This window comes from Sutcliffiella horikoshii (assembly GCF_021991925.1).
Lineage (GTDB): Bacteria > Bacillota > Bacilli > Bacillales > Bacillaceae_I > Sutcliffiella_A > Sutcliffiella_A horikoshii_F.
Window position 1 is genome coordinate 104,802 of sequence record NZ_RXZI01000001.1, and the last position, 13,877, is coordinate 118,678.

The 13,877-nt window shown below is 39.1% G+C and carries 13 protein-coding genes; 5 read left to right on the top strand and 8 right to left on the bottom strand.

Features of this window, described 5'->3' with window-relative positions; all coding sequences use genetic code 11:
- Positions 1-498: 498 nt before the first annotated feature.
- The 4 genes from EKQ44_RS00465 to EKQ44_RS00480 form a co-directional block, all read right to left on the bottom strand.
- Complete coding sequence (locus tag EKQ44_RS00465) at positions 499-1,371, bottom strand: ClpXP adapter SpxH family protein (protein WP_237661563.1); 873 nt, start codon at positions 1,369-1,371, stop codon at positions 499-501.
- Positions 1,361-1,777, bottom strand: coding sequence for a globin domain-containing protein (locus EKQ44_RS00470; protein ID WP_237661564.1), 417 nt, complete (start codon positions 1,775-1,777; stop codon positions 1,361-1,363). The genes EKQ44_RS00465 and EKQ44_RS00470 overlap by 11 nt, the downstream gene beginning before the upstream one ends.
- A gap of 277 nt (positions 1,778-2,054) precedes the next feature.
- On the bottom strand, positions 2,055-2,738 hold the full coding sequence (locus EKQ44_RS00475) for a lytic transglycosylase domain-containing protein (RefSeq protein WP_237661565.1): 684 nt from the start codon (positions 2,736-2,738) through the stop codon (positions 2,055-2,057).
- Positions 2,735-3,346, bottom strand: coding sequence for a CYTH domain-containing protein (locus EKQ44_RS00480; protein ID WP_237661566.1), 612 nt, complete (start codon positions 3,344-3,346; stop codon positions 2,735-2,737). Before EKQ44_RS00480 ends, EKQ44_RS00475 begins: the two co-directional genes overlap by 4 nt.
- A gap of 342 nt (positions 3,347-3,688) precedes the next feature.
- Here EKQ44_RS00480 and EKQ44_RS00485 point away from each other — a divergent pair, with 342 nt between their 5' ends.
- From EKQ44_RS00485 to EKQ44_RS00500, 4 genes are read left to right on the top strand one after another with little or no spacing between them, the layout of a single operon-like run.
- Positions 3,689-4,057 carry a UPF0738 family protein gene (locus EKQ44_RS00485; RefSeq protein WP_237661567.1) on the top strand — a complete coding sequence of 123 codons (369 nt, stop codon included), beginning with the start codon at positions 3,689-3,691 and terminating at the stop codon, positions 4,055-4,057.
- 15 nt (positions 4,058-4,072) lie between these two features.
- Entirely contained in the window at positions 4,073-4,705 is a 633-nt protein-coding gene (locus EKQ44_RS00490; RefSeq protein ID WP_269151507.1) for a GTP pyrophosphokinase, read from the top strand.
- A gap of 18 nt (positions 4,706-4,723) precedes the next feature.
- The gene (locus EKQ44_RS00495) at positions 4,724-5,521 is read left to right on the top strand and encodes an NAD kinase (RefSeq protein ID WP_237661568.1); all 798 of its coding nucleotides are present in this window, start codon (positions 4,724-4,726) and stop codon (positions 5,519-5,521) included.
- Positions 5,522-5,534: 13 nt separating this feature from the next.
- Positions 5,535-6,434 carry an RluA family pseudouridine synthase gene (locus tag EKQ44_RS00500; protein ID WP_237661569.1) on the top strand — a complete coding sequence of 300 codons (900 nt, stop codon included), beginning with the start codon at positions 5,535-5,537 and terminating at the stop codon, positions 6,432-6,434.
- 162 nt (positions 6,435-6,596) lie between these two features.
- Here the strand turns inward: EKQ44_RS00500 and EKQ44_RS00505 are convergent, their stop codons facing one another.
- From EKQ44_RS00505 to prpE, 4 genes are all read right to left on the bottom strand, one after another.
- Positions 6,597-7,502, bottom strand: a complete 906-nt coding sequence (locus EKQ44_RS00505; protein ID WP_237661570.1) for a phosphotransferase enzyme family protein — start codon at positions 7,500-7,502, stop codon at positions 6,597-6,599.
- A 478-nt stretch (positions 7,503-7,980) separates the two neighbouring features.
- On the bottom strand, positions 7,981-9,492 hold the full coding sequence (locus EKQ44_RS00510) for a DUF707 domain-containing protein (RefSeq protein ID WP_237661571.1): 1,512 nt from the start codon (positions 9,490-9,492) through the stop codon (positions 7,981-7,983).
- Between the two features lie 20 nt (positions 9,493-9,512).
- On the bottom strand, positions 9,513-10,616 hold the full coding sequence (glf, locus tag EKQ44_RS00515) for a UDP-galactopyranose mutase (RefSeq protein WP_237661572.1): 1,104 nt from the start codon (positions 10,614-10,616) through the stop codon (positions 9,513-9,515).
- A gap of 154 nt (positions 10,617-10,770) precedes the next feature.
- Positions 10,771-11,511 (bottom strand): bis(5'-nucleosyl)-tetraphosphatase PrpE, encoded by a 741-nt coding sequence (gene prpE / locus EKQ44_RS00520; protein ID WP_237661573.1) that lies wholly within the window; start codon positions 11,509-11,511, stop codon positions 10,771-10,773.
- Between the two features lie 274 nt (positions 11,512-11,785).
- On the opposite strand from prpE, the gene EKQ44_RS00525 reads away from it, so the two are divergent.
- On the top strand, positions 11,786-13,849 hold the full coding sequence (locus tag EKQ44_RS00525; protein ID WP_237661574.1) for a cation:proton antiporter domain-containing protein: 2,064 nt from the start codon (positions 11,786-11,788) through the stop codon (positions 13,847-13,849).
- The last annotated feature ends 28 nt before the right edge of the window (positions 13,850-13,877 follow it).

Consider the following 13,877-nt stretch of genomic DNA (forward strand, 5'->3'; position numbering starts at 1 on the left):
GGATTTTGGACATAGGGATAGCTCCTTTCTAATGTACTTGTACATCTACTAGTTATTTGTACGTTATAGCTTTACGTTTCATTACGAAAAATTCTAAAAAAACTATTTAATTCGTTTGTGACAATGTTGTGAATTAGAAGTCTAACCACTTGTCAAAAGTCGACAACATCTGATATATTTATAACTGTGAAACGATTCACAAACAAACATATACCCCTTTGTTTGACCGTGAAAAATTTCTCCCATCCCCTTTGTTGTCTTTAATGACAATAGATTAGCCCTGGTCCCGTTGACCAGGGCTTTTCCTATGTTTAAACCTTCACCAAAACTAAAATGAAGACTTCCTGAACATGAAAAAAGACAAGCAGTGCAGAAGTCGCCCCAATGAAGACCTGCCAGGCATAAAAAATCCCCAATAGAGGTCTTCATCAAATGTCTTAAATCAGAAATACAAAAAAGCGAAGTGGAATAAAATCCTCTCCGCTCTCTGCATTACTATCAATTAGCAATATATCTCCAAAACGTCCCGTACTTTACAGGAACTTTTTCCACACGCTGTGCCAGTTGAAGCTTCTTTAATTCATGTTCCACTTCCACAATCGGAAGGTTATATACAACAGATATTTCCTTTGTTGCTACAAACGAGAACTGTGATAGGAAATCCTCTAATGGAGGCAATATTTTTGGAAATGGTTGTTCCCCGAGCATGTCCTGTAGAATATGGACATATACCTCATAGGAATGGTAGCCGGAAACCTTAATGCCTTCTTCTTCAATATTTTCGTTAAAGAAGACAAGTGTCGGGATCTCAGAAACTTCCATTTCATTTGTGATTTTGAAATCACAGTTTAACGCCTTGGATGCACAATCCCCGTTCATATCCTTTGTGAACTCCTCCATGTCAAGTCCAACCGACTCGGCACACTCCATTAAAACAGGCAATTCAGAAATGTTTTGTTTCTCAAGAAATAGAACCTCTTGCAACTTTCGCAAGAATTTAATTCCTGCCCTGCGTCCTTGAAGCTCGGCGGCCTTTATAGCAACAGATGCGACATATGGAGACTCTATCGGATTCTCAAGCCACAAGGACCCATCACAGGACATGCCCGAGCGGGTCGCGGTGCGTTCCCAAACTTGTGCCATGGAAGCAGCATAATGCTTTTTCGCTAGGTTAAGGGAAGTTAGTTGCCCGGTCACGATATGTTTGATCGTGAAATATTGACCGTATTGTACATATAGCTTCTTTAGCATCGGTTCCAATGCCCAGCACTCCGGACAGAGGGGATCGATGAAGAAGTAAATTTCTATCGGTTTATTGGTCGTATGCTGTATGTTCTTTAAATAAAATGATCTCTTATCTTTACAGGTCACATGAATCTTCCTTTTCTTCAGGTTTGTCTGGGGTATTAATCATATGTTGAGCCGTTAAAACTAAACGCTGAAAAAATTCCTTTCGATATGAACCCTCAAGTCCAATTTCATCCATCGCCTCTTCCATACATGCCAACCATGCTTTCGCACGCTTCGGTGTAATCTCAAAAGGCATATGACGCGCACGTAACATCGGGTGTCCGTGTTCACTTGTATATAGCGGTGGGCCGCCTAAATACTGGGTCAGAAATTGTTTTTGCTTTCTTGCCGTTTCCGTTAAATCATTCGGAAAAATCGGAGCTAAACTGGGATGGCGACCAACACGATCGTAAAATGCATCTACAAGTTCATCAATAACTTGTTCTCCGCCAACAGCTTCAAAAGGTGATTGTATGTTATCCATCATTTTTAACTCCTATCAAATTCAAAGTAACGATTGTATGTATATTTTAGCAATGTGGTTATTATATCTCAAACAATTCGATTCCACCCTTGCAAAAAACAGGGAAATAAGGAAGATTGGAGGGAGGAGAGGTTTAACGAGTAACAGTTGATTTACTTTCCAGTCGCTTCTTCCTCCTCCTGCAGGAATCTTCGCGCCTTCCTCTAAGATCACCTGATTTTTAAGAAACATTAAAAAACCACTCGTGCCATTATGGACAAGTGGTTTGGGATTGAACTAGTTAGGCATGAAAACTGCCGGTTACTTTTCGGACATAATTCATCGTTTCCTTGAAAGGTGGTACTCCGTTATACTTATCCACATTTCCAGGGCCGGCATTATATGCTGCAAGGGCGAGTGTAAGATTGCCGTTGTACTTGTCCAGCATCTGACGGATATACTTGGTGCCACCCATTATATTTTGCCTTGGGTCCATTGAGTTCGTTACGCCCAACCCTTTAGCGGTTAGCGGCATAAGTTGCATCAAGCCGGCTGCTCCTGCATGACTTACAGCAGCAGGGTTGAAATTAGACTCGTGCTGGATAATGGATTTGATTAGCTTCGGATCAACACCATATCTTTCAGAGGCTTCCTTGATAATTTCGTCAAAGTCAGAGCGTTTAGCTGGACTTATGTTCACACCTGTTAAAGAAGCTCCTTCCAAGCTACCCTTAGCAGCAGTCTGTAAATAGCTGGAAGATCCGTGAGGAAGTACTGCGTTATTTAACGGATGTGTATAGGGAAAAGGAGTATTTGGACCAAAATTTTGTCCAGGCAAAGAGGAGCTTCCATTTTCATTATCTAAAAAACTTTCCAAAATAGAAGCAAAGGGATGCTCGGATCCGGCGTTATTCAACGTTCCCTTTCCTTGAAAGCTTTTCATTGCCTGCAGCTGCATCATAGACCTGAGTTGTTCTACGTTCATTTTGAATCCCCTTTCGCTGCCAACGAACACGCTTTTGCTTCATAAAAACGGACAATTTTATTCTTCGTCTCACGAAGTGGAATGCCATAAGAGGTCAGAAGCTCATGGAACAGTTTTTCCCCTTCCGCATAATTTTTCACTTCAAATTCTACTTCAAAATCGCTGGTTTCCATGTAGTTGCTTTCATCAAGGACTAGAAGTCCATCCTTATAAGGAAGTTCCACCCGGTTTGTTTTTAATGATCCAAAATAAAGCACTTCAGTAGGGTCAACTTTTAGCTCATCCTTTAAAATAGTCGAGATGGGTCCTTCGATCAAGCCTTCTGTTTCTTCCTTCATGGATAGGAAATCTTTTTCAGAAACTGACTGATGTGTTTCTAATAAACCCTCAGTGGCTGGTTGTTTCAGTGTAAGGGTGAAGTTGTCCCCTTTTTTTCGAACGCGTAGCGCGCATCCTTTTTCTTTTAATGAAAAAGCAGGAGTATCAAAATAGTGATTCTCTTGAGAAAAAAAGTCTGTCGAATTCACTTTGAATGCCGAACAGAGAGATGTGAATTCATCAAAGGTCAGTAGGTTTTTAAATTCAATTTCAATTTCTTGGTGGCTCATAATTTTACCTCTCCTGTTTTGTTATACTTCTATTATTACTTTGTTTTCCAGTGAAGGCAACGTTTAATACATTCCTCTAGGAATTAGCGAATATAAGCTAATGGTTCTTAAATAAATGTAGTCCTTGTTGACTGGAGTGGAAGCGTAAGACCAATAGCCGTAGCTTTAGAAACTATAAGCAATGGAGGACGCTCAATCCCCCACCCTAGAAAACGAATATCTAAAATGCCAAGGAAACAAGGAGTTACTATCAAAATTGGGAAAAAGTGAGGTTTCCATTTCGTTGCAACATGGGAAATATGATAATATATGAATAGGATTTAGGTTTGGAAGGAGATTATTATGCAAAAAAGAATTGAAATCAAAAACACATCATGGAATGAACATCAACTTTTGCTGGAGGCCGATACGGTTTCTTTCTCGCTTGAGCAAGTGACTGCAAGCAATCAAATGCTGGTGGATTCGGATAATCTTGCATTCATTTACAAATTGGAAACAGCTACAGAATTTATATATGTCAGTATCAAAGACGACTTCTGGAAGGACCTAAAGCAAGCACTGCAAGATAAAAAGGCTATTGTCCTTGTAGTAGATAAAATGGCGTTATTGCTGACAAATATAGAAGAAGAACTTGGATATTTAATCGAAAATATCCGAGACAATGCCAATTACGGGGAAGAGATGGAGAGAAGAGTAAACGAGATTTTTTAAGGGGTTTGGCCAATTATGATACAACACTGGGATTTGTTTTTAGCGCCTTATAAACAGGCAATAGATGAGATGAAGGTAAAGTTAAAGGGAATGCGCGGTCAGTTTATGATGCAGTCGGAGCATTCGCCGATTGAGTTTGTGACAGGACGGGTCAAGCCGATAGCGAGTATTTTGGACAAGGCAACGCGCAAGGGGATTTCCCTTGAAAAACTGGAAGATGAAATGCAAGACATCGCTGGCGTCCGTATGATGTGCCAGTTTGTGGATGATATACATAGAGTAGTGGAGATTCTGCGGAACCGCAATGATTTTGAAATTGTCGAGGAGCGGGATTATATTTCTTCCAGAAAGAATAGTGGCTATCGTTCTTATCATGTAGTTGTACGCTATCCGGTCCAAACGATTGATGGGGAGAAGAAAATATTGGTGGAAATCCAGATCAGGACCCTTGCCATGAATTTTTGGGCAACCATTGAGCATTCTCTTAATTACAAGTATAGCGGGCAATTCCCACAGGATATAAAAGAAAGACTTGTTCGTGCAGCAGAAGCGGCCTATCTCCTTGATGCGGAGATGTCTCAGATCCGCGGGGAAATCCAAGAAGCACAAGCCATCTTTTCACGTAAAAAAGAACTGGATTCGGAATAATGGAATAGGGGTGGGAGTATGAAATTTGCCATAACCTCCAAGGGGGACTCGGTATCAAACACATTGATGCACAAAATGCGAACATACTTGCAAGATTTTGATTTGACCTATGACGAAGACCAACCAGATCTGGTTGTCTCCGTCGGAGGAGACGGTACACTTCTCTATGCGTTCCATCGCTATCGCAGCCGCTTGGACAAGACTGCCTTTATCGGGGTGCATACCGGCCACCTCGGGTTCTATGCGGATTGGGTACCTGAGGAAATTGAAAAACTCGTGATTGCCATCGCAAAAACTCCTTATCAAACGGTGGAATATCCATTGCTAGAGGTCATCATACGATACATAGACGGGGGCCGTGAAGCGCGCTATTTGGCCTTGAACGAATGCACCGTCAAAAGTGTAGAGGGAACGTTGGTAATGGATGTAGAAATTAAAGGCCAGCTTTTTGAAACCTTTCGGGGCGACGGACTTTGCATCTCCACACCTTCTGGTAGTACGGCCTATAACAAGGCGCTTGGTGGAGCCATCCTGCATCCATCCCTACCAGCCATACAGCTTGCAGAAATGGCATCCATCAACAATCGGGTATTCCGTACCATCGGATCACCGCTTGTGTTGCCTCAGCACCACACCTGTCTATTAAAGCCGGTGAACGATGTCGACTATCAAATCACCATCGACCACCTGACTCTGCTGCATAAAGATGTGAAATCCATTCAGTGCAGGGTGGCAAAAGAGAAAATACGCTTTGCACGTTTCCGCCCATTTCCGTTCTGGAAGCGAGTCAGCGATTCATTCATCACGGACAAGTAAGAGGACAATTTTCATGGAGAGATTTTGTTTAGTCTACAAAGCAGGAGAGCGAGACGAAGGTAAACTGCTTCGGGAATTTCTAAAAGAAAGGCAGATTTCAAAAGCTGCCTTGATTGATATTAAATTCAACGGAGGGGCGCTGCTTGTTAATGGCAGCGCCGTAACTGTGCGCTACATATTGCATGAAGGCGATAAAGTAGAGGTGTTTTTTCCAATAGAGGAACCAAGTGGGGATCTATTGCCTGAGGAGATGCCACTTGATATCGTGTATGAGGATGAGTATGTACTGGTGGTCAACAAGCCGGCAGGTGTAGCATCTATCCCATCTCGTGAGCACCGCTTCGGCACGCTCGCCAATGGTCTTTTAGGTTATTATCAATCTAAAGGGATTCACGCGACCATTCATATTGTGACAAGACTGGACCTTGATACGTCCGGTTTGATGCTAATTGCCAAGCACCGTCATGCGCATCACCTCTTTGCCTTGCAACAGCGGGATTATGGGGTGAAGAGGAGGTATGAGGCAGTTGTACACGGGGTAATGGATCAGCGGCAAGGGACGATTGATGCTCCAATTGGTCGGAAGGATACAAGCATCATTGAGCGGGAAGTACGGGAGGATGGACAGCACGCTATTACGCATTATGAGGTGCTTCGTGTTGGAGAAGGTTGGAGTCATGTTTCGTTACATTTAGAAACAGGGAGAACACACCAGATTCGAGTTCATATGGCTTATAAAGGAAATCCGTTAATAGGAGACAGCTTGTACGGAGGTTCCATGATAAATATTAAAAGGCAGGCACTGCATAGCTGTGAACTTTGTTTTTATCATCCATTTTATAGTAAAGAGTATTCTTTTTTTCAAAAGTTACCCAAAGATATAGAAATATTGTTAGAAGAAAAAGAAAGCTAAAGTTCATCAATTTAAGGGTATTCTTTTGATAAGAAAATGAAAAAATAAAGATTCATATTAATTTGCAAACGTACTTTAAAATAACGGCTAGAATGAAATATGACTGGTCGTTTTCTTTCCTTTTTACATTACGAAAGTATTCACTCAAAAATGTTGTTACTATTAATTTATTTTCTCTTTATTTTCATACAGCCATATAAGCATTTTTTTATTAATCTCATAAATTGAGGAATAATCTTTGAAAGATGCCATGAAAATCACCTGTATTGCAAGCATTATGTGCCAAATTGAATTCACTTCTACCTCATTTAAAGGATTAATCTTATGGTACTCAAACACAATCTCCTTTACGAAAAGAATCCATTTATCTTTTAATTCCTCGTTTAAAAAAACTCTATTTAATATACTTGTGGAGCAATAACAAATATCGAAGATTCTTACATTTACCTCTGCAATCTCAAAATCAATAATTCCCGATAATTTGTTGTCTTTGTATAAAATGTTATAAATATGAGCATCTCTATGTATAATTTGAGTTAGTAAAAAATTTACTCTTTTTTTGAGTTCTACTTTTAGTTCTTTGAAGATGTTTGTGAGCACTTTATCATGATCAATTCTTAGAATCTCTTTTATAGCCCAATCAAAAAGAACACTATAAAGGTCGCTGTTAGTTAAGGCATCTGGAGTTTCTAAAGTTGCCAAACTCTTATGCAAGGTAGCTATTGTTTCTCCCAGATTTCGCGGGATTGTGGGGGTATTAAGACATTCTTCGGCATTGAAAGGAGTTCCTTCAAGATAAGGGTAGATTGAAAAGTACATTTCATTATATTTTAATGTCAATTCCCCAAGATTATTCTCTAAGGGGAAATGAGTAGGAAACTTGTCATTTTTTATATGACTTAACAATTGAACTTCAAACTGAAAAGTTTCAATACTAACTTTTTTCTTTAAAATAAATCTACCTCCATTATCAGTCCTTAATAAAAAAGCTCTTTCTGAAAGAACCTTACTTGCTACCACATTTAGACCCCAATAAGAAGAAACTACTTGTATTTCCGATAATTTCATAAGACTCCTCCTTGATTAAAATAATACCTGTAATTTTACCTTTAGCTAAAGAGAGGCAAATTACATTCTTCAACTCAGTTCCTTCATCACAATCTTTTTATTTTTTGTAGGAAGCAAATGTTAAGATTCACCGATTACAGCGTTGCACGCTTGCATACTCATATGCTATACAATTCAGATTGGGCCTTTAAGGCTTTATTTAATTTGAATTTTTCATAGTTAAGATTTTTCAGGTCCCCTTTTATCCTCTTGTTATTTACTTTGGTTTGTATGCTGCTAAATGCAATAATCATAGTCGTGTTGTTTAAAGATATGCGAAACAAGGTGCTTAGTTTACACAAGGTGATGTTATTACAATAAATACAAACAAGCCGTCTAATTCTTTTAGGTATTTAGACGGCTATGTGTATATTTTTTTTTCAATCAAATATAGAATCTTATTTCCTTATTATTTATCAAAAATATATTTTAAGAGCATTTAATAATTTTTTAGCAAATTACTCATTTTAATTAATTTTTTATATTTTATGGGATGTATAAAGTAGTATGATGGGTGGTTAATTACACGTTGTACTTCCTCTAAGCTAATATCATTCCCCCAACGGACAGCCTCGTTATACACATTTCCATCAGGATATTCTCCACATTTCCCCCCACAAGATAAAGCCAAAGTTACTGTAAACATTTCTTCAAAACCATATACTTTTGTATTTTCAAAGAGAGAATCCAATTCACTTCTACTCACATTAGAAGTAAGATGTCGTATCATCTTTGTAGCAATCCTTTTTCGGTAAGTTTGGCCTGGATTAAAGTATCTGAGAAAATTATTCACACCAAAAACTCTTCTCCAGATATTCCATTCTTTCCATAGAGATTTTGGCACTCTATAGTCTGGGAATTTACTTAAATTTGACCCTTTTAACATTTGCCATCCCAAACAATCATAGTCTTTCATTGCATAATCAAGAAATTTCTCAAAACCTTGTTTTATAAAAAGCATATCATGATCAAAGTTTACCAAATATTCATACTCCACATCTGTTTCTTCGAGCCAGTTCATAGTATCCCATAAAACTCTAGCTTGAGCAGCCCATTTAATCTTACGACTGTATGGGCATATTGGGATATTTAAGTTTTTTGCAAACTCTTTATTGTCCCCACCATTATAAAGGATTATTCCAGCTTCAGGATTAAAGTATTTAATATTTTCTATTTGGGACTTTAAAACTTCTTCATTTTCATGAGCGGTGACAAGTATAAACATTCGTTTTGGTTTCAATACTCCATCATAATGAAGGGATTGGTATGTGAGCCAGGTTACATCAAATTTTTTCTCTAAATCGTGTAATTCTTCAAATGGAGAAAAATACTTATATATACCTCCCGTTCCTATTGGCCTTGTATGTTGAACAGAAGTATCATCAATGATAGCGATTTTTTTATGGGGATAACCTAAAAGTTTTGGCCATAATAAATCTAGTCCCCATCCTGATAGACTTATATCAAAAGTTTCCCAACACTGATTTAAAGCATTTCTAGAGAAAATAGGAGCCATTATTTCCACAAATTCAGTATATCTCCAAAGATAGTCTGTTTGTTCAGTGGTGACCGCATGCGAAAAAAAAGAGTCTTTTGTTAAGGCTGGTTGTGCTAATTCAAATTGTTGATTAGTAAAGAGCTCAAACATTTTTTTTATATTGCTAGAGTTTGTTAATATATCGTCATCAGGTAACCAAATTGCATCATATTGGTTTATTCGTTCACCAAGGGCTTTAATCACTTCTTTTATTTTTGGCCATTTAGTCCCCTTGCTCTCAAAATAAAAATCTGCCTCGTTCTTAATACCTTCTGGACTATCACCGTAATAGCTCAGGCAAAGATCAAAATTTTTATCAATCGATGGTTTTAGCCATTCTCTGTGATAGGAGGTATCTCCGACACGAGCAATTATTAGGAAACGATGTTTGTTCATATTTTTTGATGTGAACAATTAAAATCCTCCTTAATAAATCAGATATCCGGTAGTTTTACTAACTCAGTTTCAAAAAGGGTTAAAGCTTGAGCTACAACCTGGTCCATATTGTAGTACCTATACGTACCTAAACGCCCTATAAACCAAACATTGTTTAATTTGTCGGCCTCTGTCTTATATTTTTGATAAAGAGAAATATTCTCATCTTTGGGAATAGGATAAAACGGATCACCATCTTTACTTGAGTATTCATAAACAATAGTGGTTTTATTATGCTTTTGACCTGTAAGATGTTTGTATTCTGTAACTCGAGTGAAGTCATAATCGTTAGGATAATTTATAATTGCTGTTTCTTGATGAGTTTCTACATCTAATGTTTCAAATTTAAAGTAAAGGGATCGATAAGGAAGCTTTCCAAATTTATAATTAAAGAAACTATCTATTGGTCCTGTATATATCAGACGTTTAAAAGGTATAGTTTTTTTTATAGAATTGTAGTTGGTTTGAAGCATTACATTGATATTTGGATGATCAATCATACCTTCAAACATCCTAGTATATCCATGCTTGGGCATTACTTGGTATTTATCTGTAAAATAGCGACTGTCTCGATTAGTGCGGGTAGGGATACGAGCGCATACGGAAGCATGTAATTCTGATGGATATAAATCCCACTGTTTTTTTGTATAATTTTTGAAGAATTTTTTGTATAAGTCATACCCTACCTTGCTAAGTACTACTTCTTCAGAATTTGTTATTTGAGTATATTGTAACTGAACAGACTTATAGTAATCCTCTACCTCTTTTTCACTTAGATTGAGCCCATATAATTCATTTATTGTATCTAAATTAATTGGTATAGGAACTTTCTTTCCGTCTACATAAGCAAGAACACGAAGTTGATAGTTATTCCATTTAGTGAATTGAGATAAATAGTCATAAATTTTTTTACTATTTGTATGAAAAATGTGCGGGCCATATTTATGGACTAGGATACCGTTCTCGTCATAATAATCGAATGCGTTTCCACCAATATGATTTCTTGTATCTATAATTAAAACACGTTTGTTTAATTTTTCAGCAATCTCTCTAGCTATAATACAGCCTGAAAATCCTGCACCTACAATCAGGTAATCGTACATATTTAGCTCCTTTCCAAAAATGAATTATTTTGACTTTATAACTCGAAGTTACCAATTGAAAAAAAGCAGATATGCTACAATTATGCATTCTGCTCTATCTTCCATATTATGTTTATGGTTTTAAAATGTTTCTCTTTAGAACATTGAATTTTTCTTAATCCCAAAGTTCCCGGAATTTTTCTTTCACGAACGGCATTGCAGAAGGCACTGAAACAGTCTGCATTTCAGGATAGCGTAAAGCAGACAATTTACCGCCGAAAACTGCTCCTGTATCTATATTAGCCGTTCGGTTTACCACTCGGACCTCACGAACTGGTGTATGACCATAAACAATCCAAGCACCTCCGTCATAGTCTTGTGCCCAGTCCCGTCTTATAGGCATTCCATTTTCATGAAATTCTCCGGTGATATCACCGTATAACACAAATGTTTTCACTTTTTTGCTGTGCTGTCCTATGTATTCTTTTTTTATCCCAGCGTGTGCCACAACGAGTTTTTTCTCATCTAAAACATGATACAATGGAGCATTTTCATAAAGTGAAACAAACATTTCTTTAAAATCTTGTTTTTCTTTTTTAGGTAGGGCGTCATATTCTGCTACGGTTGTCTCAAGGCCATGAGTCTGCTGCACCTTGTTCCCAATTAAAAACCTATAAAGCTTATTGCAGTGGTTGCCGGGAACATAGAATGCCTTCCCAGCTTCGACCAGATGGTAAACGATTTTTACCACACCAACTGAATCAGGACCGCGGTCGGTCAAATCTCCAACAAAGGCAAGCTTTCGTCCTTCTGGATGAAGGTAGTTACCGTTCTCTTTTTTATATCCCAATTCAGTGAGCAGTTGCTTGAATTCATTTATGCAACCATGAATATCTCCAAAGATATCTATTTTCATTGCAATGTAACACACCTTTCTATATAACATATTTGTAAAACGGCACCCATCCATATGAGTGAACCTAATGCAAAGAGTTAATACTAATGTCAATAATTTCATTGTATCATTTTTGTAAATTTATTAAGAAAATTTCATGCTATTACTGTATTACTGTAATAAAAACATGATATAATCTGTGCTTATTAAACTAAAGGTTTTGTTTTTCACCGCTGTTAATTAACGTGACCACAAAGTCATACTCAAAAAATTTAGACTGATTGGGGAAGATAGAATGTTTGAGCTGCCAATCAAAGAACCGGTATTAGTTTTTACAATTGCAATGATGGTATTTTTCATTTTTCCCTATTTCATGAAATTATTACGGATACCGGGATTGATCGGACCAATTTTAGCCGGAGTCATCATTGGACCAAATGGATTGGCAGTTTTAGAGAGAAGCTCGACGATTGAACTTTTAGGGACAGTCGGGTTGCTTTTCATTATGTTCATTGCTGGACTTGAGATGGACTTGGATGGCTTCAAGAAATACCGAAACCGAAGTATTGTTTATGGCATGCTTTCATTCTGGATCCCACTTGCTGTGGGGACGGCTATCAGCTTGATGCTTGGTTATAGTGTGGCAGCTGCCATCCTGATAGGATCCATACTTGGATCCCATACCTTGCTTGGCTATCCGATTGCCAGCCGCCTTGGAATTGGCAAAAGTAAGGCAATCACCACGGCAGTTGGTGGAAGCATCCTAACGGACACCTTTGCTTTATTGGTACTTGCGGTTATAACAGGTGCGGCAGCAGGGCAACTAGATATCTACTTTGGGGTAAAATTGACTTTTTCCTTGCTTGTTTTTGTTGCCATCATCTTTTTAGGCACGCCGTTTCTATCGAGATGGTTTTTCCGAAACGTGGCGACAGAAGGAACAGGGGAGTTCATTTATGTCATGGTCATGCTATTCACCGCTGGATCCTTGGCGCTTATCGCAGGGCTGCAGCCAATCATCGGGGCGTTTTTAGTGGGGCTTGCCCTCAACCGATTCATATTCGACCAAGGGCCGCTCATGAATCGAATTCGATTTACAGCCAATAGTATTTTCATTCCGTTTTTCCTATTGTCGGTTGGAATGCTAATGGACTTAGGCGTCCTGGTTGGCAACCCAAAAGCATGGGTCTTAACGATCGCGATAGTGGTTGGTCTATTGTTTAGTAAGTATATTGCGGCATTACTAACAAGTAAGTTCTACAAGTATACCAAGGATGAGCGCATGGTCATATTCGGCCTCACCACGCCGCAGGCAGCTGCAACCCTTGCAGCAACGCTTGTAGGGTTCAATGTAGGACTCTTAGATCAAGCAACTGTAAACGGAGTCATCATCATGATTCTCATTACTTGTATCTTTGGTCCATATATGGTCGAAAAGTATGGTCGTAAGCTTGCACTAGAGGAAGAAATGAAGCCAATCCAAAAAGGCGATGCGCCGGAGCGGATCTTGATTCCAATCGCCAATCCGAAAACGATGGAATCCCTCATGGATCTGGCCTTTGTGATCCGCCAATCCAACTCTGTGGAGCATCCACTGTATGCACTCAGTGTAGTGCAACGTGACATGTGGGGAGCAGATGGCGATGTTGCCAAAGCAGAGAAGATGCTTGGGCAGGCCGTTTCCTATTCCAGTGGAGCAGATGTGCCAATTCGAGTCACCACAAGGGTGGACCGGAACATTGCCATCGGAATAAACCGTGCGATTGCGGAAGAGCGGATCACCACTCTAGTAGCTGGTTGGAACGGGGAGCGCACAGCACCGCAGAAAATCTTTGGCGGTGTCATCGATCAGGTGCTAGATCAAACGAATGTCTCCGTGCTGATTTCCAAGCTTGGTCATCCATTAAATACGACGAAAAGGATCGTGCTCATTTTACCAAAAGGAATAGACCATAAACCTGGCTATTGGGATGCCCTTGCTACCATTAAGCTAATTGCCAGCAATCTTGGCGCAACGATTCAATGCTATGTCATCAAGGGTTTCCCTGATGTGTACAAAGCGCATATGCGCGAAATCAAGCCGAACCCTCCGACCGTCGTGGAATGGGTGGAGGGCTGGACGGCTTTATATGAAAATAAACTACCGACCTTACAACCGGATGACCTTGTCGTCGTACTCAGTGCCAGAAAAGGAACGACCGGCTGGCATCCACAGCTCGAAAAGATTCCAGGTAAACTTGCAAAAATAAATCCCGAAAGCTTCATCGTCTTTTACCCTCGTGAAGAAAAAGAGGACCTCCGAGGAACACGCGGGACAGAGATACCGAAAGAGGTATTGCTTGGAAGGGATTACGATTAAAAAGTAAGGGAGTATGCATCTTTTATCT

Excerpts from the sequence above, each read along its gene's own strand:
- glf (WP_237661572.1), bottom strand. The coding sequence starts at position 10,616 with ATGTACGATTACCTGATTGTAGGTGCAGGATTTTCAGGCTGTATTATA.
- EKQ44_RS00525 (WP_237661574.1), top strand. The coding sequence starts at position 11,786 with ATGTTTGAGCTGCCAATCAAAGAACCGGTATTAGTTTTTACAATTGCA.
- EKQ44_RS00490 (WP_269151507.1), top strand. The coding sequence starts at position 4,073 with ATGATACAACACTGGGATTTGTTTTTAGCGCCTTATAAACAGGCAATA.
- EKQ44_RS00475 (WP_237661565.1), bottom strand. The coding sequence starts at position 2,738 with ATGAACGTAGAACAACTCAGGTCTATGATGCAGCTGCAGGCAATGAAA.
- EKQ44_RS00500 (WP_237661569.1), top strand. The coding sequence starts at position 5,535 with ATGGAGAGATTTTGTTTAGTCTACAAAGCAGGAGAGCGAGACGAAGGT.
- EKQ44_RS00480 (WP_237661566.1), bottom strand. The coding sequence starts at position 3,346 with ATGAGCCACCAAGAAATTGAAATTGAATTTAAAAACCTACTGACCTTT.
- EKQ44_RS00485 (WP_237661567.1), top strand. The coding sequence starts at position 3,689 with ATGCAAAAAAGAATTGAAATCAAAAACACATCATGGAATGAACATCAA.
- prpE (WP_237661573.1), bottom strand. The coding sequence starts at position 11,511 with ATGAAAATAGATATCTTTGGAGATATTCATGGTTGCATAAATGAATTC.
- EKQ44_RS00505 (WP_237661570.1), bottom strand. The coding sequence starts at position 7,502 with ATGAAATTATCGGAAATACAAGTAGTTTCTTCTTATTGGGGTCTAAAT.
- EKQ44_RS00470 (WP_237661564.1), bottom strand. The coding sequence starts at position 1,777 with ATGATGGATAACATACAATCACCTTTTGAAGCTGTTGGCGGAGAACAA.
- EKQ44_RS00495 (WP_237661568.1), top strand. The coding sequence starts at position 4,724 with ATGAAATTTGCCATAACCTCCAAGGGGGACTCGGTATCAAACACATTG.